Raw genomic sequence first — 23,941 nt, forward strand, 5'->3', positions numbered from 1 at the left:
GAAACATGGGTAAAACTACCTATTAATGGTTTGATTCTGATTTATTAATTTCAGAAAAACCAAATAAACACCATTTGTCCAACCAAAACCCATTTCATTGCTGGCATAGCTGAACTTAATTTTATCTTTTGTTTTAACACCCAGTGTTTCAACATCATATTTTTCAAAAATAGTATGGTTTTCCTGGAATCCTTTATTAACGGTTTTAATGAATCGCTGCGCAATATCCAAAGCTAATTCAGTATATCCATAACGTTTTAAGCCATAAACAGCAAAATACTGCAATGGTGCCCAACCGAAGGGGGCATCCCATTGAAGGCCTGGGTGATGTGTGCTGGTAAGCAATCCTCCCTTCGCTAATAAATGAGGCAAATTTTTCACTATTGCTGCAGCTTGTTGCTTTGAAGCCACACCTGCCCAGAGTGGATAGAATGTGGAAGCATAGATATAGGGACGCAATTTTTTACTTTTAAAATTGTAGTCAAAATAATAGCCCGTGCTTTCATCCCATAGATAGTGGTTAATAAGCTCAGCCCGCTTGACAGCCCGTTGTTCCCACACTTTGGCTGCAGAATAATTATTCAATATGCGATTAATTTCGCCAGCCTCTTCCTCCATTTTATAGAGAAGCGTATTTAAATCGACGGGCGCATAGTCTAAAATTCCTGCGCTAAAAGGTCCGTACTTTTCAGTAATATCCAAACCAGACTCTCTAACAGTACGATCAGCCTTGTAAAAAAGAGCAGTTAACTGATTTGCTTTTTTATCGAAGTACATTGATTTGTCATAATCAGCAACTGAATGTGTCCTGAAGTATTCAATAACCTTCTCATAATAACTTGAGGACTCTTCAGGACAAGGTCCTTGTCCCATTGCATAATAACGCGATAGTCCGAGTTCAGAAATTAAATGGGGTGGGGACATCCAATATTGATACAACTTATCAATGGCAGGTATGGTGGTGGCCAGCCATTCTTTATCGCCCGTACGGCGATAATACGCCAATATCATTTCGGTTAGTAATGGGGGGTGTGATCGGTTTAGATAGTAACTACGATTCGCATTAAGAATAGTACCGTAGTGCTTAATTTCATAAAGAGCATTATCAACCATATTTCGGGCAAGCTTTAAACGATTGTGTTCCAATAAACCTAATTCGATAAAATAACTATCCCAACCGTACATTTCATTAAAACGCCCTCCAGGAACCACGTAGGGATGAGGCAAATACAGCAAACCATGCTCATTTAGCGTCTTTGTATTCTTGGGGAGGTAACGAAATTCAACGAGGCTGTTTTTGTTTTGAGAATATTTTTTTATGGCCTTGTTTCGAATTGCATTAATATCTTCCTCTTTCGGTATATAAATTATTAAATGCTGAGCAGTTAATTTTGTATCGTGTTGAGATTTTAAAAGATTATAATTGTCTCGAGTTAAAATATCCCAACTTTTCTCAATATAACGAGTTACGTCTGAGTTTTCTGCATTAATTTTAAAATTATTTGCTGTTGTACTAAAACTAACAAAAAGAACAAAACAAATGATAAATAGCTTATGCATCCCTTCCTCAAAATTTTTAAAACTGGTCGGGTAGTTTACCTGTAAAAACAAATTTGTTTAAATTCTGAATCGAAATTTATTTTTTTTATGAGACTATTGACATTTGATAATTAAAGCAGAAACAATTTAGAAGCTTTTAAGACAGGACATAAACACAGTTTCTACCTGCTTCTTTGGCCTTATACATTGCGCAATCTGATCTACCTATGGATTCTTTAACTGGCAAAACAGGATCAAGCAGGGTTAAACCTATAGAAACTGTAAAGTGAATCACGGCTTTATTTTTAAATTTAAAATTCATTTCTGCAATACCTTTGCATAGACGTTCCAACATCTTTTGTCCATCCTCCAGTTCAGTGAAGGGCAAGCAAAGTAAAAACTCCTCTCCTCCATAGCGAAATAACTTATCATAGGGCCTGGTATGTCTAATAATAAACGATGATATTTCAGCTAAAACATTGTCTCCAGCAAGATGCCCATACTTATCATTTATTTTTTTAAACCTATCGATATCAATCATAGCAAGGCAGCAGCTTTTACCCTGCCGTTTAAGCAGTTCCTGTTGCTCAAGCAAAAGCGGGAATAGATTAAGGCGAGTAATGGCCCCTGTAAGCACATCACGATTATACATTAAAAATTCCATTTCATTTTTCAATGTATATACTTCAAGTCGCATTTGCTCCAGGACATTAGCAAAGCGATCGTAATACACAGGCACTATCCTTTCTCCAGAATCAGATGCTTTCAATAAATAGGTCGCTAACTCATGCATGCGTTTATGGGAATCACCAATACTTACAAAGCCCTGATGCTCTTGAATACCATTGGGTACATCTCCATAGTACCATTGTCCGAAACGACATTTTCTATAGGCATTTTTTGAGAGGTCAACTGGGTTTGCAGGCAAATGACAGATAAGTGTACGAATTATTGCATTATACCATTGTTGATGATTATAAATTGCTTGATCAAGATGAATAATCATCTGTCGGAGTTCATCGTAAGATAGAGAAGGAGCTGAAAATAACATTTTTAATCCTTACTAAATACTATCCATGTTCTGATTTAGTTCAGACAATATTTAGCCCACTCCGAACTCAGACTATTCTTATTTGCATACCAGCTTATAATAAAAAGCCACCATTAGGTGGCATAGTCAATTAGCGAATATGAACTTATTGTTTTAATTTTAGCCTCTTTAAGGGTATTGTCAATTCTCTAACTTTTTTGTTAAGGAGTACTCTCTTTCGAGAAATGCCTTTAATTCCTTGACCCATAATGTATCTACATGATTTGGTATGGAAAGCACCAGCATTCGTTCCTCATTGGTATCACGAAAATGTGTTTTGAAATGATTACGATAATAATTAAGATCTGGAACGCTAAGATTAGTCACCTTTGCTTTTTCATCATTAATTCTTACCTGCAAAATTTCTTTGAAGAGAGGATGAACTTCAAAAAATTTCATTTCTTCAGGTGACATTGCCCCTCCTTGGAAATTTAAGGTACCCTTGCTCGCCGAAGAAAGGCGCTCAAGGTAGGAGTTTTTTTTAGCAGCAAGGTAGCGTTTTGCTTCCACATGATAACCGATTAATAAGCAAATTTTTGCACAAAATCCCAAATCATAAGCGAGCTTGGCTCCAATCCATTCATGGTACACCACGCCTAAATTATCCATATTTGATTGTTTGGTGTGAGAGGCAAAATGACCAATATCATGCAATAAACATGCGAGAACCACCTCTTTACTATGCCCTGCACATTCGGCAAAGTAGGCACATTGCAACGCATGCTCCAATTGGGAAACAGACTCACCAATATAATCTGAATTGGCTGCCTGAGTTAAACAATCAATTACATTACTAACAGTAGCTTCTAAATACTTATCCATTTTATTTCATCATGGGTGTGATTGGATTAGCTACATTATAAATAGCAGCACCAGCTGAATAATCCTTACCTGGATCGCGCTCGCAGTCTGGAGGAAATTTTTCTCGTTTATCCATATAGTAGGCTTCGCGTTTGCTACCGCCTTCGGAAAATTTGTTAAACGTAACAAACATGGCACGACGAGAATTATTGCTACGGTTCGGTTCAGAATAATGAGGCAGATAAGAGTCAAATAGAATGACATCGCCGCTTGCACATTCAATAGGCGACCATACCAACGTTTCAGCAATAGACTTTTGGATAGAGCCATCAACTTCCTGTGGAAGAATTACGGGGTTATTAGCCCCTCCTTTAACCACTTGTAAACAACCATTTTCAAGTGTGCAATCATCAATAGCAACCATCATTGTAATGTGAAATTTTTGATTAAAACTTACGAATGCAGGAGCATCTTGGTGAGGTTTAAAACCGCCGCCGCCAGGGAATTTGTAATTAATTTTTTCCTTAAAGATAACAGCAGTCTCTCCCATCAATTCAGACACCAACGCCAAGGTACGTTCGCCACTTGCAATTTCACTCATAGGCACATGATAGTCAATAAAATTCTCTAGGCGACAAAGCTGGCGATTTCCGTGGCTGTTCTTTTCAAAATATTTCATCCATTTTCCGGGTGTTTCCGGCAAAGCAGTTAACTCATCACACCAGCTTTTAAGTTGCTCCTTAAGCGCCGAAGGAAAGAAATCTGATAACGTAATAAATCCTTGTTTCTGCCAAAATCGACGTTGATTATTATTTAATTGATAAAGCATCATTCTCTCACTAAGCGGTTGATAATGTTGGGGTTTCCAAAGAAAATGCATTTGCCTCTAACTTCAGGTGTTCTTTTTCTAGAAGTTGGGTTAACAACCAACCCAGTAATAATGTTCCTGATAAAATGGCAGTCGTTAGATAAATACCTACTTTGACTTGAAGCACAGGCAACACTATCGTGCCCAAAAACGCACCAAATTTACCTGCACCGGCAGTTAATCCATGGCCTGTGCCTTTGCAATCAGGAGTATAAAATCGTGCTGGCAATAAGTAAGTTGTTAATCCTGGTCCAAAATTGATGAAAAAATTAAATAATATGAAACCGATAAAGATGAGGCTTGCATCACCTGGTACGTAGCTAATACTAAGAAGAAAAAGCCCTAAGAATGACAATAAAAAACCTATTTTTTGCAATTTCAGTAAAGAGACTCTGGCTACAAAAAATATGACTAAAAAAGCCCCTAGAGAAACAAATAAATTAACCAGCAGTGTACTTTTTAGAACCTCTGTCTGGGCAATACTAAAATTGCTTTCAATCGAAATATTCAGTGCCTGCAAGACATACGGCGTAAACAAAGCGATTCCATAATAGGAAATATCCAGTAAGAACCAGCATGAACATAAATACAACGTGACTTTTATCATACCTTTAGAAAACAGTTTTTTATACTGTAAAAAAAAACGCTTTTCTGAAGCCAATTTGAGTTGCTGGTGAGCCTTCCATAAGAAACTCTCAGGTAGCCTGGCTCTGAATAACAATCCTATTAACGCAGGAATAGCGCCTGAGGCAAACATCAATCGCCAGACATCCATGTAAGGGTATAATTTAAACAAAACCCATGCCGTAATTACCCCAACTGGAGAAGCCAGGCAATTTAAAAACATAGCAGTGGCAATGAACTGATTTTTTTTGTTTTCAGGTATCATTTCTGCTAGATAAGCAGCGCATATAGGATAGTCAGCACCTATGCCAAACCCTAAAAAAAATCGTAATACACAAAGGGAGGTAATACTCCAGGCACAAGCACTTAATATCGCAATTAATACAAAAAAAAGAAGATTCAAGATCAGCATGCTTTTTCTGCCTATTGCATCAGCCAGGCGCCCAATTATAATAGCACCAAATACAGCACCTAAGGGTGCAGCTGCTTGAGTAAAGCCTATCATGAGTGCGGATGGATGGTATAACGCATTAATAAAGGGCTCGGCAACCGATGTTATATACAGATCATACCCATCAATGAATAACCCAAGCGCACACACTATCCATACATGAGTAGTTAAGCGTTTATTTTCATCCATGAAAATTCTCTAAACAGAGTAAGTCTTTAATTTGTTAACATTTTTATCATAAGCGATTTTTAAAAACAAATGGCAAATGTGTGCGAACCTGAATGATGAAAATAATTTAATACAGCAAAAGGCTGCTTAAGGCCCTGAAGAGGTAGGAATATCGATATTTTGTGATAACTCTTCTTGATATTCTTTTTCAAACTTTTTAAACATTTTTTCAGTCGATGAAGGCAACGACAAAACTCTGCTAAAAAAAATGGGAGCCCGTTTTGTGTAAAGAACATTTTTTTCATGCTCGAGAATTTTTTGCAAAAATGTAGTCGCATCCAGAGTATTATCCCCTGCAGCTTCAAGATAAATGGTTTTTAAAGCATTAAATTTTTCTCTTGTCGCTGGATCTGCAGGATATTTCTTTGGGATTTCCTCCAACCTTTTATAGATTTTTTCAAGCGTTGATACTTGTTTTTTCATATCATTAAAACCCACCAATATTGCGGTCGGTGGTGGTGGAAGAATATAAAATGTATCTTTATCTGGACTGCCATTACGTAGCACGGTATTGTAATTTGGATTAACAAAAAAATACTTTGAAATAGTTGTTCTAAAGCCCAGGATCGCTTCGATAATATTAATCGATGTTGTTCGACACGTATTGTTGATATGAAGCTCCTGGACACCCTTTATAGTGTCTTCTGGCAGATTTTGTATTTTTTCTGTTGAAAATTTAACTCTGCTTAACTTCCTGTACCTTAGAGTCACTTGCTCATCTTCACTTAGATCGGAGCTTTTAGTTGGGATATAACACTCTATTTTATTTTCCTTTGCATCATGCTTTATTCTTGGATTTTTCTGTTGACTTTTCTCCATGACAGAAATAAGTTCAAGAAATTCTTTATATTGCTCATAATTAATTGCATAGGCTTGATAAGCAATAACCTTATCCGTCTTTCCAAACATCCATTCCTCTTGCATTCTGCTAGGAGTTCCTGGGCCAAGTGCTTTTATCGCTGCTGTAACCAGACACGCATTCCCGACATCCCCCGTTTTACCCACTCTAGCTAGCAATTGAGGAACCCCGTCTTCTTTAATCACCCCTAACATGACAAAACTATGAACATCCTGCTTGCCCATAGCAATAAAGAACTCACTGCTTTTACTAACCATTAGCGGTGGTGGTGGTTTGTATTGCGATGGCTCATTATTTACCTCTAGTTTTTCACCTTCTAGCTCGCCTTCTTCGGACTCTTTACCTTTCATCGCCACCCCAAAAGACATTTTAGTGTACTAATATGTCTATTATAGGCCACTTAGATCTATTTTAACTCAATGAGTAAAAAAGTTCTCTTTGTGTTTGCAGGTACTGGCGATACCGCAAATCACCTTGAACAAACATATGAAAAGGAAGCATTCGATACAGATGTAATTCGAATTTATTTTAATGGTTGCCAAGACAAAGCCATTGGTGGAAGAACACCAGGAATTGGCTATATCAGTCCTAACCTGGATACTGTGGCCCGCAAACTACGCACATGCTTTAATGATGACGGAATATTATCCCTTAAAGCCTTAAAACAAGAATTCGGTAAGGCTGTTGTCATTAGGGGGGTTGAAAAAGAGAAGAAAATCAAGGTCAATGATATCAGCATGACTGGTTTTAGCAGAGGCGCTGTAACCACGTTTGCGGTTGCCCGTCATCTTGATGATCTAGATATTCCAATGTCCCTTTTCGCCAGCGACCCAGTTCCAGGAAATCCAAAACAGCTTACCCACCATCGCTCCACATCATTTAATAAAAATTTTAATTTGAGTCACTGTGAAAATTTAAAGAAAGCGACGGTGGTTTTAGGAATGTATCAGAAAAATATTAACCCACTTCATAATAAATTCTTTCGGCAAATGGCCCCTATTTTTAATAAACATTGTGAGTCTGCAATTTATACTGTGCCAAAGGCAGAACATCTTAGCTGGAGTGCCTTTGCTAAAAATCATGAGCTTGATTTTATTCATAATCAAGAATTAACTACCGAATTAAGTGTATATTCTGAAGAAAAGGCGTCCTTCTTCTTTACCCCCAAAGTTTTGCAACAAAAATTTCATACTGGGGTAGACGGACGAGTTCAATTAACAACCCGCTATAAAGAAAAACTGTTTGATGCTATCTCTATGGAGAATGGAGTTATAAGAGAATCAGATCCTGTTAAAATGGGCTTAGCGCTTTATATTCTAGACACAGCACCTGGATTTGATAACAAAACAAGGCTATACAAGGCAATTAAAAAAAACACAGCTGCAGGGACTGCCCTTAGAGAATTTCTGGTTGAATTTGAAAGTATTAATCAATACTTATTAGCTAAAAATAACAATATTGCCCAGCCACTTGATAATTTCAAGATAGCTGTACATCAATTACTTGCTAGTTTTCCAATAGAAAAAGCAACTTATGCACAAAAGGAGAACTTGAAAAAAGCTATTTTTCACACGCTACAAACGACGTTGAAAGATAAAATTCCGAATCAGTCCTATTCAACGTTAAAAAATATAATGCAAGACTTTCTGAAAGATAACGTTATTTTTCATATAGATTTAGCAAAATATATCGATGAGTCGGAAACGTTCCAATCAGGACCAACCCCAGTTAAAGATCCCGAACACTACTTTGTTGATATCGCCCATATAAAGGATGCTGATGAGCTTGCTACAAGACTCTATCAGATGTCTGAGCGTTCTCGGATAAGTAGTTATGAAAAATATGGCCCTAATCTCCCTAAAATTATAAAAAATGAACAACAGTTAGGCGATATTATTCGTTTTTTACCACCTGATAAAATCGCTGTGACTTTAAAAAATTCGCAAATCAAACCATTAATAAATAATATTGATGCTATTAATACGATGATGGAAAAATTGTTTACAGCTGAACAAAGAAAACAAGTATTTCTCTCTGTGAAAGAGGCCATCCCTTCTATGGAATTAAATTTCGCACAATTAGGAAAATTGATGCAGTATCTTTCTTTCGACAAAAATAAACAACTTCTTGAGTTTGTTTCTTTCGATAAAATGAAAGAAAATTCACCAGCCGATGTCATCAAACTGCTTGATCAGTTAAGCTTACAACAACTTACCCAGCTACTACCTAGCATGGGATTGCATCTGAAAAAAATAATTGCCAAATCAGACAATCCTGCAGAGCTTCAAGATCTCAAGACATGGTTAAGTAGAAAAATAGAAAATGCGCCCGGCAAAAAAATGTTGGATACTATTTTCTCGCAGCAACCCGAAACGAATGCAACCACAACCTTTAAAGCTAGATTACAAACTATCTCCGCTGATCCAGGTGATAAGCAGGAAAAACAAATAAAAATAGTTTAATTATCTAAGTTGAAAAAGCTGGTATTAATTCCTCCGCACACAATAACTAACACTGACTTATACTCATAAAGCGCCGAATGGTTTGCATAAGCAAGTGATAAGGCCGCACCCGCAGATAATTCGACTAAAATCCGCTTATCCCTGGCAAAAGCCCTGCAGCCTTTTTCTGCGTCTGCATCACTCACCAAAACATTTTTTATTGGATGCTTCAGAGCCCATTCAAATAATGAAGTAGTAATTTGCTTTGCACCAAGACTTGTTGCTTTGGAAGTAATTTTATCCAAAATAATTCGCTTTTTGGCTTTTACAGATTGATAAAAACTGTCAGCGCCAATTGTCTCTACAGCGATAAGCGGGATATCATTCCATTGAACCTGGTGCATCCCTTCAAGAACACCGCAAGCAAGCCCACCACCACCCACAGCAACTACAACAGCCTCTGGCCGCAAGTTACTCTTCGCTACCTCATGAATAAGAGAAGAGTGTCCTTCCCAAATTATAGGGTGGTCAAAAGGTGGGATGTAAGCTGCTTTTTGATCTGCAGCAAATAATAAAGCCGCTTGGTGCGCTTCATCCCAAACTTCACCCGCGACTACTACTTGGGCACCATAGTCTTTAATTTCATTAATATAAATTTGGTGGCTTGTTTTTGGAATAAAAACTGTTGCTGGAATTCCCAATTTCATACCAGCATAAGCTACAGCAACACCCGCATTTCCGCCGGAAGAAGCAACAAAATGTGTAACACCTTTTTCCTTATAATGTTGACATAATTTACCGATACCTCGAATTTTAAAAGATCCCGTCGGTTGTAATGCTTCTAATTTTAAAAACACCTCTTTTTTATAGGTGTTTTTTAAAAACTGGGAATGAATCAAAGGTGTTTCATCATATAACTGTAAAGTAGTAGTCATGGCATTCAAAAATAGAATAAAAAAATAATTATAACATGTTATTATATGCCATGCTATTTATGTGAATTTTAATCAGGAAGACATGACTATCGTTTTAAGTTAATTTAATACCACTAGCGTAATTATTCTTGAAGTTTCCGAGGTAAGGGAATTATATAAAGCACAGATGTTTCTTTCTTAAACTTTGCCCTACCAGTCTTTTTATCTAACTCCCCTGCCAAGCCAAAATCATTATCAGTAATCACTGCAATGTGTTTTGGTCCTACTAATGAAATCCCTTCAATCTTCTTTGCGTTTATCCTTAGACTGGTTAGATTAATCAATTCTTTTTTATATACCAATTTATTCTTGATAAAATTGTTCAGATGAATTAAAAAAATTTTTTTACTTTTTTTATTTTGTTCGATCACCAAAAAACGTTTTGAACCGACTGATACCATATCTCCAATTCGTCCATCCTGCTCGTCGAGCTGGTAAGAATATTGTGCCGTTGTTTTTTTCTTATCAATATCAAATTCAACAATCGGTAGAACTTTGGAGTTCCTTATAGCACTTTGCAAAATAGCGAATACCTTGCGATTTTCTAGGGCAATACCTTCAAATCCTCGATTAAGTTTCCTTTGCTTTATATATACAGGTAATCCTTCACCGGGCTGGAATAAGTTGATTAATTTACCTTGTGAAGAAAAATGAACAATAGAAGGTCCATACTCTTCAGCCATCCAATAACTTCCGTCTTTTGCAATATCAATTCCCTCAAGATCCATTCCCCATTTATCAAATACCAACGCTTTGCCATAAAGATTAACAGGATGTTCATGCGATCTTTCCCGTGGCAATCCTGTAAGCAATTTGCCTTTTGGATCCTTTAGTTGAATTTGTTTCTTAATCCTCATTGTTTTTGTAATTATATCTGCCTCTAAAAAAACCAAACGTGGAGTAAAATTTGGAAGCAGAAAAGGTCTTTGGACTATCCTGTCTCTTATATATGCCTCTGTATTAGGCCCCCTATCCGTATGGGTTAAAAATAATAATTTCCCTTTAGAGTCTTGTTGTAAAAACCTCAGACCAGAAAAACCACCTATGCTTATTGCCTGTTGTGCTGGCGTTTTATCGAGAATATCGGGATTTTTTAATGTGATTTTGATGACATTATCAACTGATAACTTCAACTTGGTACTTGCATTACCAAGAGATGAGTTAACAATCTGCAACAGCACCGAGCAAAGTAAAACAGAAATCACTTTGTTAATCTTCATTATCATATCCATATTTTACAGCGATTTAATCAAAACCATTTTACAAGTCTTTATAAAAATAGCATTTTAAAATGGTTTGCGTATATATCAGCACTTAAAGAAAAATTTATTTTCCCAATCAAAGTGTTATAGATTGAACTACTTCTTTCCGGTAAGATGTGGGCTCTTGCGTTTTTAGTACTATTTAAGGGGTTTAAATGAAACGGATTTTAGTTGTGTTAAGTTATTTTTTTATTGCAGCAACCTATGCCGCTGTTTTCTCACCTGCAGAAATTACAACACTAAAACAAAATTTTATTGCAAATATTACTGATACTGGTGCAGTCATTGCCTCACCCTCCAGATATTACCCTGACTATTATTACGATTGGGTACGTGATGCCGCAATTACCATGGATTTGATTGAAACATGGTATGAAAAAGATAAAAAGCCTGAAGATAAAGCACGACTTTATAACTACGTCCATTGGGTAGAAAAAGCACAGCAGCAAACAGATACACTTCCCGGACAAGACATTTTGGGTGAGCCGAAATTTTATTTAGATGGACACGCTTATGATGGACCTTGGGGACGGCCACAAAATGATGGTCCTGCGCTTAGAGCACTCACGTTAATACGTTTTGCGCATACTCTAATAGCCAATAATGAAACGAACTATGTCCGTACCCACCTTTATGGTGGCGGCTTGGAACCCAAATCCATGGGTGCCATTAAAATGGATTTGGAATATATTGCTCACCACTGGCAAGATAAAAACTATGATTTATGGGAAGAGGTGTATGGCGATCACTTCTTTACCGTCATGGTTCAGAGAAAAGCATTAATCGAAGGTGCCAAATTAGCAAGCGAACTTAATGAGGCTTCAGCAGCTGCCTTTTACACAGAGCAAGCCCGTCTAATGGAAGAGCGCTTAAATCAACATATTGATAAAGACAAGGCCATTATTCAAGCGACCTTAGCCCCACATCCCGGTCCTCAAAAAACAAATGAGTTAGATTCAGCAGTGATGCTGGGCGTATTACTTGGATATACCGACGATAACCCATTTCTTCCTAGTAATCCTTACGTCAAAAATACTGCGACTGCACTGAAGGAGCAATTTAAAATGCTCTATCCTATTAATGATAACCACTCTGAAGCTTTGCTTTTTGGGCGCTACCCAGGCGATACTTACGATGGTTACCGTAATGATGGCTTAGGTAATCCCTGGTTTATCCTCACAGCAACAATGGCTGAATATTATTACAAACTGGCTGCAATGCTTCCTGCTGACAATAAACATCATGCTTTAACTCATTCTTATATAAAACAAGGCGACAACTATTTAAAACTTATTAAATCTTATGCTCCTAATCTAATCATGAACGAACAGATTAATCTCAATACTGGTATTCAACAAGGTGCTACCTCCTTAACCTGGAGTTATGTTGCCGTTCTTCGAGCAATAAATTTAAGGGAATCATTAAAATTACATTAATGCTACTTCTGTGGTATTTGGTAAAAATTCGATCGTTTTATTCATATTGAAAAAACCATACTTGGTTTGCGCTGAGGTCGGAAACGACCTGTAGCCGCCAGGTATGAATTTTTTTACTGTTAGTTGAACATACACATTGTAAATAGAAGAAAAGAGTAAGGGGGGTCATTTTGACCCAACAAGTTAGGCATGGGTTTATATGATACACACTATGTGATAATTTATCACTTTTCAAATTTGGACACTAAGATGAAATTATCAAACAATCCCTTTATTAGAGAAATAAAACGAGAAGCGAATGGTCATTATTTAATTTTTATTCATCCACAAAAACGCATGGCATTATCTAGTTTTTTCTTTCAAGATGGAATTGAGGGGCACTATAAAGAGGATAGATATGAAATAGAAAATCTGCTTGAAATCTTTGATGAAGACACCATGAAAATTTACATTGATTGTCATAGGTCGTTACCTGAAGAGCTTAAAAAGGAATTAAGACAGGCCATTTCATTACTATCCGAAACATCGGATAGTAATGAAAATAATTTTCAAGGGTTTTCTAAATCACATTTTACAAGTGATTTTGTTAATGGCCTTACAGAATGGTTTAATACAGTTCATAAAACTATAGGTTCTTCAGCATTACCTAAACTAAACATCAGTAATCTCTTTTATGACATTTTTGAAGTTATTATTCCTGCGGAAAAGCGGAAAAGTGAAGTCAAGACCGACATGCATTTTAAGCCTGTTATGGTTCAACCAATTGTCGAATATAATACTTACAAAATCAAATATCCAGAAATTGAGCAATATATAGGAATATCCTATATAACCTTGCGACAATTTGAAAACGCTTATATTGAGTTAGATCGCTTCCCCAAGTCATCTAGATCAAAAATAATTGCGTCTCCTGAAGACTATTTAAATTCATGGCCTTATTTATTTAAAGGAGCAGAGAGTATTTTTGTCATCAATAAATGGGTGGATCATCTCGTCCAAAATCAAATCAATCCTGTTTCAAAAGAGCAATTTAGCAGTAGCGAACTTCAAAAATTAAAAGAGCTACAACAAACAAGCAATGAATTCACTGAGAAGATATGTACATTGATGCAAGGTCTTTTTGATTTTTATCAACTGCCTAATGTGCGGTTTGATTTATCAATTAACCATCAATTCACTTGATAAACATCCTCTAATTTCTTTATGTACGGTCACTTAAGAGCATGCCGTAATAAAACAATAATTGGTTGTTTACAGTACGGAGTCTATGCATAACAATGGCAATTAATGCTTTATCTTAATTTTTAATTTTGCGCACCTCGGTGCGCGTCCCTCCATAAATATTTTTATCTTCCTGATGTTCTGACCGAGTCTTTTTTAGGAAGCTCACCCTTAGTGTACATTTCGTATATGTATTGAAATTTACTCATAAGCCAGGCCTCCCTCATCGATTGAGATAGCTTCTTCACTTCGTCCCAGATCTCGCAACGGATAGCCTCGCATTAAATGAGCCTCAATGGCCTCCAGGCTAAGGTTTTTAGTTTCTGGCATGTAATAATAAGTATAAAAAAGGCCCAATAGACAGATTAAAGCATAAAGGGCAAACGTAAACTCAATGCCAAATTGATGATGTAAAATGGGGAAACTAAATACGGTTAACGTATTAAATCCCCAGTTACTAATAGAGGAAAGTCCCATTCCTATCCCCCGGACATGCAAGGGAAATATTTCTGACATTGCTATATGCGGTACAGGTCCTATACTGATTGCAAAGGAAAAAATATAAACTGTTAAACACAATACCGAAAGATAAGCTAATAAAGAAGCATGATAAAAGGAAAAAAGACTAAGTGAAGCCAAGCTAATGCAAGCACCAGTAAAACCGATTAATAATAACTTGCGCCTTCCTGTTCTATCGACATACATCATAGCAATAATAGTGACTAATAAATTCACCAACCCAATACCCATTGTTGCTAAAATCTGCCCTACAGTATTTGTGAACCCGAGATTTTTGAAAATTTCTGGCGCAAAATAAATAATTACGTTGATTCCGCTCAATTGTTGCAAGCAAAACAATATCATACCTAACATTAACACCGGTAATAATGGTTTTTTAAAAATTAAGCGCCAATTATTTCCTTTAGGCTCATTAGCAAGTGTTGTCTGTATTTCGGCTAACTCATCATTAATAGGCTGGTTGTTGCGCAAACGTTTCAATGCTTTAGCAGCTTCATCATCCCTGCCAGCACTAACTAACCAACGTGGTGACTCTGGTAAAAAGAAAACCCCAAACACTAAAATTAATGCTGGGGCTGCACTGGAGGCAAACATTGCCCTCCAAGCTTGATGTTCAATTAATAAATAATTGACTGAATAAGCACAAACAATTCCTATCGTAATTGCCAATTGATAAACAGCAACTATTGCGCCTCTTAATTGCATGGGGGCGGTTTCTGCAAGATAGAGAGGTGTTGTTACTGCAGCAGTGCCAATAGCAATGCCAAGGACAAAACGGGCAACAATTAACATCCACTCTTCAGCAGCTATAGCTGTCCCTAATGCACCGATAAGAAAAAGGACACCTGCAGTAAAAAGGGTAGCGCGCCTACCAAAGCGTTTGGCAAAACGAGAAGCTAAAACTGCCCCGATGAGCATCGAGCCTATTAATGCTCCAAAAGGCAACGCGGAAGTCATGACACCTACATCGGTATGTGTCAGACCAAAGTAATTTCGGACCAAATCCAAAGAACCAGCGATGATACCCTCATCATAGCCAAATAAAAAACCCGTTACGGATCCAATAATTGCTACCAACCAGGCCATATTTATATCCTTAACCCTCTAAATCCTATCAATCAAAGTATACGGTTTGCTTGTGCTTTCGCAGTTGCAGCCAACTCGGTAATACGATGCCATTTTTTTTCTTTAATTGCCTCAGCTGGTACAATCCAACTTCCGCCCACACACTCTACATTAGGTAAACTTAAATAGTCTAGAAAGTTTTTCTCATTAACTCCTCCTGTAGCACAAAATTTAAGGCCTGGGAAAGGCCCATAAATAGCCTTGAGCATGCCCATCCCTCCTACCATCTCAGCAGGAAAAAATTTAAAACAAGTGTAGCCAGACTGAATCCCTTCCATTAACTCTGAAATACTTGAAGCGCCTGGTATATAAGGAATGTTAATTTTACAGCCAGCTTGCAGCAATTCCAAAGTAAGTCCGGGACTAATCAAGAACTGTGCGTCCGCCTCCATACATGCTTCTAATTGCTGTATCGTCGTCACAGTGCCTGCACCAATTATTGCTTCAGGGATTTCTTTTCTTAGCAAACGAATTGCTTCAAGTGCGACGGGGGTTCTTAATGTGACCTCCAGTATATTAATACCACCTGCAATGAGAGCCTTTGCCAAGGGGAGTGCCTCATCAAGTTGATTAAGCACAATGACAGGTATTACTGGGCTTAAAGCAAACAACTCTTCAGCCCCAGATTTTTCATTGGCAAACGGCATAAGCACCCCTTTTCATTATTTGTTTTAAATATGCTGCGGCACCTATTAAGCCAGGTTGCTCTGCAGTAATCACATAAGTTGGAATTTGGCGGTTAAACGTACTTGAGCGCCCTTTGTTCTCGAAACGAGCCCTAAAACTACTGGATTCTATTAATGGCAGTAATTTCGGCACAATACCCCCGGCAATGTAAACACCACCTAATGCACCCAACGTCAGTGCTAAATCACCCGCATAACATCCAAGACTTGCAAAAAATTGATTGACTGCCGCAAATGCCAGCTCGCACTGCCTTGTCAAGGCTAATGTTGAAATTTGTGCGGCAGATAAAAGCTCTGCTTTTTTTCCCTGGTAAGAGGCCAAGGCTAAATAAATCGCTTCAAGCCCTGACCCAGACAGTAAGCGTTCACAAGACACATGGCCATATTTAACTGCTAAATGGCGTTGAATAAACCACTCCTGCTCTGTTTGAGCAGCCCAGGTTGCGTGTCCCCCCTCTCCTGCAACAGGAATAAATCCATTGGCAGTTGGGATTAAATGAGCGACCCCTAAACCAGTGCCAGCGCCTAATACCACCATTGGTTTGCTTAAATCAGTAGTTCCTTGGCCAATTTGAATTTTTTCTTCATTCGTCAACAAGGGCAAGCTCATCGCGGCTGCAGTAAAATCATTCATGACTTGTAACTCTGCAATATTTAGTTGCTCTTTTATTTCGCGAATTGAGAATTGCCAATGAAAATTAGTCATGCTCACCAGGTCATCGATAACCGGGCAGGCTATAGCGATAGCAATATGTCTTATCGCAGCAAGTTTTTGGCTTTCTTGATAATAGGTTAATGCCGCTATTAAGTTTGGAAAATTAGCACAAGGATAAACGGCTACTTTGTCAACGTGCCAATTACTAAAATCGACCCGGCTAAACCGTGCATTAGTACCGCCAATATCAGCTACAATTGCGAATTGTTCGTCAGTATGGAAAACATGCTGTAAGTTAATCATCAACGCTAACCTCAACTGGGAATAAACAGGAAGCACCTTGTTCTGCTCCCGTTAATTGCAGACGCATGTTAGCAAAAAGTTCTCTACCCATGCTGTACCCGATTTCTGTGCAATCATTCTTGTCAATGTAACGTTTCGCTAATTCATCTTCTGAGATTAGCAACTGTAAAATGCCCTTTTTGCTATCAATTAATATCATGTCACCCGTTTTAATTTTAGCAATTACGCCTCCTTCCGCAGCTTCCGGAGTAACATGAATCGCTGCAGGAACTTTTCCAGAAGCACCCGACATACGTCCATCGGTAACTAAGGCAACTTGAAATCCTTTATCCTGTAATACACCCAGCGGGGGCGTCAGTTTGTGAAGCTCCGGCATTCCGCATGCTTTTGGTCCTTGGAAACGAACAACAACCACACAATTTTTATTCAATTCACCGGCCTTAAATGCAGCCTCAAGCTCATGCTGGCTGGAAAACACCACTGCGGGAGCTTCAATGACTTCGGCCTCAGGTTGCAAAGCTGACGTTTTAATAACACCACGACCTATATTCCCAGACAGTACTTGTACGCCACCCTCTTCTTTAAAGGGGCTAACAGGTGATCTTAATACACTTAAATCAAGCGATTCTTGAGGACCATCTGTCCAGCACAGTTGCTTATTATCCGTTACAGGCTGTTTGGTATAATGGCGTAAGCCAAAACCCATTATTGTATGGACATCCTCATGAAGTAATCCTGCATCGAGCAAGCCACGAATTAAATAAGCCATACCGCCGGCCTGCTGGAATTGGTTAATATCAGCATTGCCGTTTGGGTAAATGCGAGCAATAAGCGGTGTAACAGCTGACAAGTCCGCAAAATCGTCCCAATTAATAAAAATACCTGCGGCGCGAGCAATAGCGACCAGATGCATGGTATGATTGGTCGACCCTCCCGTTGCCAGCAAAGCCACCATGCCATTTACAACCGCTTTTTCATCAATGATTTTGGCAATGGGCAAATAATTATCACCAAGATGGGTTAGCTTAACAATTTGCTGCCCAGCTTCTTGAGTTAACATCTCACGCAAAGCGGTTCCTGGGTTAACAAAAGAAGCACCAGGCAAGTGCAAGCCCATGGTTTCTATGACTAACTGATTGGAATTGGCTGTTCCATAAAATGTGCAGGTACCCGGTGAGTGATAAGAAGCAGCTTCAATATCCAATAATGCTTCTTTATCCATTTTTCCTTCCGCATAGAGCTGACGAATACGTGCTTTTTCCTTATTGGCAACGCCAGAAGGCATAGGACCTGCAGGAACAAATACAAAAGGCATATGGCCAAAGCTTAAAGCGGCTATTAACAGCCCCGGAACGATTTTATCGCAAATCCCAAGCATTAAAGCCCCATCAAACATATTATGGGATAACGCAATAGCCGCCGACATCGCAATAATGTCTCGGCTCATAAGACTAAGTTCCATTCCTGGCTGCCCCTGAGTGACCCCGTCACACATTGCCGGTACCCCTCCAGCAAATTGAGCTGTCCCACCACTCTCCCTAATCGCTTTTTTTAATATGGCTGGATAATTCTCATAGGGTTGATGTGCGGACAACATGTCATTGTAGGCAGAAACAATTGCAATGTTTGGTGCTGTTGAAGCACGAAGCAATGCTTTTTCATGGGCTTGGCAGGCAGCAAAACCGTGCGCTAAATTCCCACACTGTAAAGAGGAACGATGAGGGCCTTTTTGCAGAGCTTTTTCAACGTGCATTAAGTAATTCGCCCGATGCTTTTTACTACGCGCAACAATTCGTTCAGTTATTTTTTTTATCTCAGGATGCATGCTATTTCGTCCCTAGGGTGAATACATAATTTGAACATTTGCCGAGGGGTGATGTAAAAAAGCCCTGACAGGCATCTCTAGTGGATTTGTTCCGGCAATTGCTTTATTGAGAACTTCCATTTTTTTCTTACCGACTAAATGTAAGAAAATGGTTCGGCTATTTAATAAGCGGGCTTTGCTTAACGAAATTCGCCGATAAGGCGCTTTCGTGGGATGAACTGTTACTACAGAGAAAGAATCATCAGCAAGACATGCTGGAATTTCAGCGCTACATGGGAACAGTGAGGCGGTATGTCCATCTTCCCCCATACCAAGTATTACTACATCAAAGGCAGGTAACGTTGCAATACGAGTTTTAGTTTCATCTGAATCCTCATTCATTGCACTGTATAAACTTATAAAGGTTGCTCTTTCAGCCTTTTCTTTAAGCAAATAAGTTTTCACTAAATGCTCGTTACTATCGCTCTCACTTGGACTTATCCAACGCTCATCCGTCAGAATAATAGTCACTTTCTCCCAATCTAACGTGGTTGCGGCAAGTTTCTGAAATAGATTGACTGGCGTTTTCCCACCTGAAACCGCGAAGTAGGCTCGACCACGCTCAGTAATTGCTTGCGTGAGAATAGTTTTAATTTTTTCGACAAGCTGCTTATCAAGTTGCTCAGCATTATCAAATTGATATAAATGCATCTTATTCATCCCAGTTACGACCACCCCGTGCTAACAACGACGTTGCTGCAACAGGCCCCCAGGTACCCGCCTGATAAGGAGCCGGGCCTTCATTAAAGCTACGCCAGGCATCTAAAATACCATCAACCCATTTCCAAGCCTGTTCCACTTCATCACGCCGTACGAACAGATATTGATTTCCCAGCATGACTTCAAGCAACAACCGTTCATAAGCATCAGCAATGCGCTGGGATTTAAACGTTTCATCAAAACTTAAATCCAGCTTCGATTGTTGTAACTGCATTGTTTCACCCAGGCCTGGAATTTTATTCATCATTTGAATTTCCACGCCTTCATCAGGTTGTAAGCGAATAATGAGTTTATTAGGTGACAGATGTTTATAAATCTGCTGAAAAATATTGTGGGGCTGGGGTTTAAAACTTATGACTACTTCGCTATGTTTTTTAGGCATCCTTTTGCCAGTTCGTAAATAAAAAGGCACGCCAGCCCAACGCCAGTTATCAATGTTAACTTTAAGGGCTACAAACGTTTCTGTTTTACTCTGTTGCCTGGCATCAGCTTCCTCCAAATAGCCAGGCACGGCCTTGCCATTCACAAATCCATGCACGTACTGCCCTCTTACTGTATTTTCCTGTACGTTAGTAAGGTTAATAGGCCGTAATGCTTTTAATACTTTAAGCTTTTCATCTCGAATACTGTCTGCATCAAGATTTTGTGGCGGCTCCATCGCAATGAGTGACAAAATTTGCAACAGATGATTTTGTACCATATCCCTTGTTTGTCCAGCATCATCATAGTACCCCCCAACGCCCTTCTACCCCCACCTCTTCAGCGACGGTAATTTGCACATGATCAATTGCTGTATTGTCCCAGTGTGAAGAAAAAATAGGGTTTGCAAAACGTAACACCAGTAAATTTAATACCGTTTCTTTACCTAGATAATGATCAATACGATAAATTTGATTTTCGTTGAAATAGTTTGAGACTTCATCATTAATAACAATCGATGACGATAAATTATGACCAATCGGTTTTTCTAAGACCACTCGCGCATTGTCTTGAGCCAATCCTACTAAGGATAGCCCTTGGCTAATCTGGCCAAATAATGAAGGTGGTGTAGCAAAATAGCTTACTGGAACACGGGAAGTAGATTGGGTGACAGTAAGCAATTTCTCATAGTCAGTCGTTTGCCTTAAATCAATTTTTACGTAATTTAACCTTTGCTGCAGACGCTGCCATACGTCAGTTTCTAGCGAAGCGCCTATAAATTGTTGCAACTTGTCTTCTACAATATTTAGGTAACTTTGATGGTCCAGTTCTTCACGTGCCACACCCGTAACTTGCATATCAGCATGAAGTAAACCTGCCTTTTCGAGTTGGTAAAGTGCAGGTAATAGTTTGCGGGATGCTAAATCGCCTAAAGTGCCGAATAAAATTAAATCACAAGCTTGTTTGCTACCTAACATTCTTGTCATGTTTAATCCTTGACTCAATGACTTCATAAGTAACCCAAGAGTTTGTTAACCTGAGCCGATTCCACTCGCGAAAGTGGAATTCAATTCTACAGCACTCAAGGGTAGCGTCAACCTAATTCTCGTTGAGAAGACAGTTAGGTTAAAACTCTTCATTCCATAAATTTAACTGGTTCGTCACCGGTTGTTCCTCTCTTGTTTTTTTAAATTGGTCCACACTGAGTTCAACCAATGGTTTTTTATTTAAATTAAAGCGTTTACACGCCAGGCGAAATCGAGTTTCTATTAAATTGGCGAACTCTCCCTCACCTCGCATTCTTTTGCCAAAGGTAGCATCATATTCTTTACCTCCTCGCATTTGTCGTATAAGACTCATGATATGCTCTGCGCGTTGAGGAAAGTGTTGAGCAAGCCACTCTTTAAATAAATCTTTCACTTCATAAGGTAATCGGATTAAGACATAGCTTGCATATTCCGCCCCTGCTTCGCTAGTAGTTTGTAGAATTTTTTCTATTTCCACATCGTTAACCATAGGAATAATGGGAGCCAGCATGACACGAACTGGAATATGATGCTCGCTTAAATGTTTAACCACTTTAACCCTGGCTGAGGGTGCAGAGGTTCTTGGTTCCATAATATGTTTCAATTGTGTCGAAAGCGTAGTAATACTAACAGCAACTCGAACCAAATTATCTTTGGCCATCTCTTGAAGAATATCGCTGTCACGTTCAATTAAGGAATTTTTAGTTATGATAATGACTGGATGTCTATGCTCCCTTAGAACTTCAAGAATACTTCTTGTAATTTTTAACTTAGATTCTGCTGGTTGATAAGGATCGGTATTTGCGCCAAGAACGATAGGTTTGCACCTATATTTCGGTTTATTCAGTTCTTCTCTTAATAATTTTTCCGCATCCACTTTATAAAAAATCTTTGTTTCGAAATCAAGGCCGGGTGATAAGTTCATATAAGCATGACTGGGTCTGGCATAACAATAGATACAACCGTGTTCACAACCTCGGTAAGGATTGATGGACTGTTCAAAACCAAGATCAGGAGAATCGTTGCGGGTGATAACCGATTTGGAAGCCTCTGGAAATAAAAAAGTTTCTAAAGGAGGCAGCTCCTCTTCTTCAAGCGCCCATCCATCTTCAAAGGGTTCATACACTTTGCTTTCAAAACGCCCCTCAGGGTTGCTAAGGGAACCACGATTTTTTGTTGGAATGTTTTTTTTCATAAGGAGAACTATTTAACCATAATGCCGCTAAGATAACATAATTGAAAAAGAGGTCTTTAAATCTTAATAAAAATTTTCTTTCGATAAAGAAGTGTTAATAGCATCAACCAAACTAACGTATAGGTTAATGCATAAAATAAAGAGGCGTTCTCAGGAGAAGCCCAACCAAAGAGTTGTTCGGTAATAAAAGAGCGTAAATTACCGGAAGGGGCAGGTACCATAATCTGAACCTTTAGGAAAAAGACATGTAAAAAATAAACTGCAAGCGCATTAAGACCAAAAATTTCAAACGGTTTTGACCATTTTTTCCACCCTCTAATATCAACCAGCCAATAACACAGGGCGAGCACCAACAACGCTAGTCCTCCAGTCACTAAGACATAGGGGCTTGTCCAAAGCGCTTTATTAACAGGGAACTGTAATCCCCAAACCCAACCAATTATCATACTTAACAAGCCAACGCTTATTAACCCCATACATTTAACTGACGCTTTGCGTGAAGAAATTAACCAGTAACCCGTCAAATTTCCCAATAAACCGGTTGCAATAGCCGGAAGCGTGCTAAGCAATCCTTCCGGGTCGTAAGATTTACCGTATAAATGAGATGCAGAAAAAAGCATACGATCAACAGCAGCAGCCACATTACCCTGGGGTGTTAAATTACCCGCACCATAGCCCTGCACAGGAACAAGAGACATTAGCAGCCAATAACCAATCAAGATTAAGACTAAAAGAATAAATTGCGTGGTAATACGGGTTGTCAGAAATAATACAGCACAGAATAAATAACAGATTGCTATTCGTTGTAACACGCCAAAGACACGCAAAGTGGCTAAATCGAAATGGTGAGGAAAAGCATTTAAAAACAGACCAATTAAAAAAATAATGACGCTGCGTCGTAGAATTTTAGGAAGCAGTTGCGTAGTTGTTATGTCCTGGGTTTTGGCTTTTGTTAATGAAAAAACCACAGAGACGCCAACAATAAAGATAAAAAAAGGAAAGACAACATCCGCCAGGGTACAACCGTTCCAGCGAGAGTGTTCTAACCAGGAGTAAGCAGTATTATTACCGGGACTATTCACCAAAATCATTAAGGCAATCGTTAATCCACGGAATACATCCAATGATAGCAAGCGAGGGGATTTTTTTTCTGAATTCGTCATAGTTGATAAAAAACATCACTGCCTTCAATCTGGCAAGCATAACCAATTATGGCCAGTTTAGAAATTAAATCTTATTCGTTACAGGATATTCCTAACGAATTTAACCCCCTTTCAATATCATCGGGCATTGTCGGCCTTGCCAAAAGATATTCACCTGTCCGATTTGTCCATTGTTCTCTAGCAACACGGTAGGCATCTTCCCATTCAGCTTGGGTATAATCGCCCCGCCCTATATACATCAAAGCTACCAGTGTGGCTTGTTGATCAGGACGTAGGTTATTGATTGCTTGTGTAACTTCTTGATAAGTAAGATCATCTGCGTAATCAGCCAATACATAGGAGGCATCCATATCATCTGTAACTTGCGGAAAACTAACATCTTCCTTGGCCTGAAACTCACGTGCTTTAAGAAGGATATCGCAAATAATGCCTGAGTTTACATTCAACATAACTCTCTCCTTGTTCATGTCTC

21 protein-coding genes are annotated in these 23,941 nt (G+C 38.7%); 3 read left to right on the top strand and 18 right to left on the bottom strand.

What is annotated here, in order from left to right:
* Positions 1 to 15 precede the first annotated feature (15 nt).
* From Ljam_RS03605 to Ljam_RS03630, 6 genes are all read right to left on the bottom strand, one after another.
* Positions 16 to 1,560 (bottom strand): trehalase family glycosidase, encoded by a 1,545-nt coding sequence (locus Ljam_RS03605; RefSeq protein ID WP_082651564.1) that lies wholly within the window; start codon positions 1,558 to 1,560, stop codon positions 16 to 18.
* Between the two features lie 136 nt (positions 1,561 to 1,696).
* On the bottom strand, positions 1,697 to 2,590 hold the full coding sequence (locus Ljam_RS14760; protein ID WP_065235516.1) for a diguanylate cyclase: 894 nt from the start codon (positions 2,588 to 2,590) through the stop codon (positions 1,697 to 1,699).
* A 180-nt stretch (positions 2,591 to 2,770) separates the two neighbouring features.
* Positions 2,771 to 3,451: an HD domain-containing protein gene (locus Ljam_RS03615; protein WP_065235517.1), complete on the bottom strand. Its 681-nt coding sequence runs from the start codon at positions 3,449 to 3,451 to the stop codon at positions 2,771 to 2,773.
* Position 3,452: 1 nt separating this feature from the next.
* On the bottom strand, positions 3,453 to 4,310 hold the full coding sequence (locus tag Ljam_RS03620; RefSeq protein ID WP_238583686.1) for a phytanoyl-CoA dioxygenase family protein: 858 nt from the start codon (positions 4,308 to 4,310) through the stop codon (positions 3,453 to 3,455).
* Entirely contained in the window at positions 4,270 to 5,562 is a 1,293-nt protein-coding gene (locus tag Ljam_RS03625) for an MFS transporter (protein WP_058448765.1), read from the bottom strand. Before Ljam_RS03625 ends, Ljam_RS03620 begins: the two co-directional genes overlap by 41 nt.
* Before the next feature lie 126 nt (positions 5,563 to 5,688).
* Positions 5,689 to 6,810 carry a hypothetical protein gene (locus Ljam_RS03630; RefSeq protein ID WP_058448766.1) on the bottom strand — a complete coding sequence of 374 codons (1,122 nt, stop codon included), beginning with the start codon at positions 6,808 to 6,810 and terminating at the stop codon, positions 5,689 to 5,691.
* 69 nt (positions 6,811 to 6,879) lie between these two features.
* Here Ljam_RS03630 and Ljam_RS03635 point away from each other — a divergent pair, with 69 nt between their 5' ends.
* Positions 6,880 to 8,922 (top strand): hypothetical protein, encoded by a 2,043-nt coding sequence (locus tag Ljam_RS03635; protein ID WP_058448767.1) that lies wholly within the window; start codon positions 6,880 to 6,882, stop codon positions 8,920 to 8,922.
* Here Ljam_RS03635 and Ljam_RS03640 read toward each other — a convergent pair.
* On the bottom strand, positions 8,919 to 9,836 hold the full coding sequence (locus Ljam_RS03640) for a pyridoxal-phosphate dependent enzyme (protein WP_058448768.1): 918 nt from the start codon (positions 9,834 to 9,836) through the stop codon (positions 8,919 to 8,921). The genes Ljam_RS03635 and Ljam_RS03640 overlap by 4 nt on opposite strands.
* Before the next feature lie 122 nt (positions 9,837 to 9,958).
* Positions 9,959 to 11,095, bottom strand: coding sequence for an esterase-like activity of phytase family protein (locus Ljam_RS03645; RefSeq protein WP_058448769.1), 1,137 nt, complete (start codon positions 11,093 to 11,095; stop codon positions 9,959 to 9,961).
* Positions 11,096 to 11,292: 197 nt separating this feature from the next.
* Between Ljam_RS03645 and Ljam_RS03650 the strand changes: the two genes are divergently transcribed.
* Both Ljam_RS03650 and Ljam_RS03655 read left to right on the top strand, forming a co-directional pair.
* Positions 11,293 to 12,573: a glycoside hydrolase family 15 protein gene (locus Ljam_RS03650; RefSeq protein ID WP_058448770.1), complete on the top strand. Its 1,281-nt coding sequence runs from the start codon at positions 11,293 to 11,295 to the stop codon at positions 12,571 to 12,573.
* A gap of 249 nt (positions 12,574 to 12,822) precedes the next feature.
* Entirely contained in the window at positions 12,823 to 13,755 is a 933-nt protein-coding gene (locus Ljam_RS03655) for a hypothetical protein (protein WP_058448771.1), read from the top strand.
* Positions 13,756 to 13,995: 240 nt separating this feature from the next.
* On the opposite strand, the gene Ljam_RS03660 is transcribed toward Ljam_RS03655, so the two are convergent.
* The 10 genes from Ljam_RS03660 to Ljam_RS03700 form a co-directional block, all read right to left on the bottom strand.
* Positions 13,996 to 15,399 carry a sugar porter family MFS transporter gene (locus Ljam_RS03660; protein ID WP_058448772.1) on the bottom strand — a complete coding sequence of 468 codons (1,404 nt, stop codon included), beginning with the start codon at positions 15,397 to 15,399 and terminating at the stop codon, positions 13,996 to 13,998.
* A gap of 32 nt (positions 15,400 to 15,431) precedes the next feature.
* On the bottom strand, positions 15,432 to 16,085 hold the full coding sequence (locus Ljam_RS03665) for a bifunctional 4-hydroxy-2-oxoglutarate aldolase/2-dehydro-3-deoxy-phosphogluconate aldolase (RefSeq protein ID WP_058448773.1): 654 nt from the start codon (positions 16,083 to 16,085) through the stop codon (positions 15,432 to 15,434).
* Positions 16,069 to 17,082, bottom strand: coding sequence for a glucokinase (gene glk / locus Ljam_RS03670; protein ID WP_058448774.1), 1,014 nt, complete (start codon positions 17,080 to 17,082; stop codon positions 16,069 to 16,071). Before glk ends, Ljam_RS03665 begins: the two co-directional genes overlap by 17 nt.
* Positions 17,075 to 18,907 (bottom strand): phosphogluconate dehydratase, encoded by a 1,833-nt coding sequence (gene edd, locus Ljam_RS03675; RefSeq protein WP_058448775.1) that lies wholly within the window; start codon positions 18,905 to 18,907, stop codon positions 17,075 to 17,077. Before edd ends, glk begins: the two co-directional genes overlap by 8 nt.
* 12 nt (positions 18,908 to 18,919) lie before the next feature.
* Positions 18,920 to 19,597, bottom strand: a complete 678-nt coding sequence (gene pgl, locus Ljam_RS03680) for a 6-phosphogluconolactonase (RefSeq protein WP_058448776.1) — start codon at positions 19,595 to 19,597, stop codon at positions 18,920 to 18,922.
* Position 19,598: 1 nt separating this feature from the next.
* The gene (locus Ljam_RS15685) at positions 19,599 to 20,366 is read right to left on the bottom strand and encodes a glucose-6-phosphate dehydrogenase (NADP(+)) (RefSeq protein WP_238583687.1); all 768 of its coding nucleotides are present in this window, start codon (positions 20,364 to 20,366) and stop codon (positions 19,599 to 19,601) included.
* A 22-nt stretch (positions 20,367 to 20,388) separates the two neighbouring features.
* Positions 20,389 to 21,072, bottom strand: a complete 684-nt coding sequence (locus tag Ljam_RS15690; protein ID WP_238583688.1) for a glucose-6-phosphate dehydrogenase (NADP(+)) — start codon at positions 21,070 to 21,072, stop codon at positions 20,389 to 20,391.
* Between the two features lie 139 nt (positions 21,073 to 21,211).
* Positions 21,212 to 22,306 (bottom strand): PA0069 family radical SAM protein, encoded by a 1,095-nt coding sequence (locus Ljam_RS03690; RefSeq protein ID WP_058448777.1) that lies wholly within the window; start codon positions 22,304 to 22,306, stop codon positions 21,212 to 21,214.
* Between the two features lie 56 nt (positions 22,307 to 22,362).
* On the bottom strand, positions 22,363 to 23,469 hold the full coding sequence (locus Ljam_RS03695; protein WP_058448778.1) for an acyltransferase family protein: 1,107 nt from the start codon (positions 23,467 to 23,469) through the stop codon (positions 22,363 to 22,365).
* Positions 23,470 to 23,540: 71 nt separating this feature from the next.
* Complete coding sequence (locus Ljam_RS03700) at positions 23,541 to 23,918, bottom strand: DUF3775 domain-containing protein (RefSeq protein WP_058448779.1); 378 nt, start codon at positions 23,916 to 23,918, stop codon at positions 23,541 to 23,543.
* Between the last annotated feature and the right edge of the window lie 23 nt (positions 23,919 to 23,941).

Origin of the sequence: Legionella jamestowniensis, from assembly GCF_001467745.1 — a bacterium.
Classification (GTDB): Bacteria; Pseudomonadota; Gammaproteobacteria; order Legionellales; family Legionellaceae; genus Tatlockia; species Tatlockia jamestowniensis.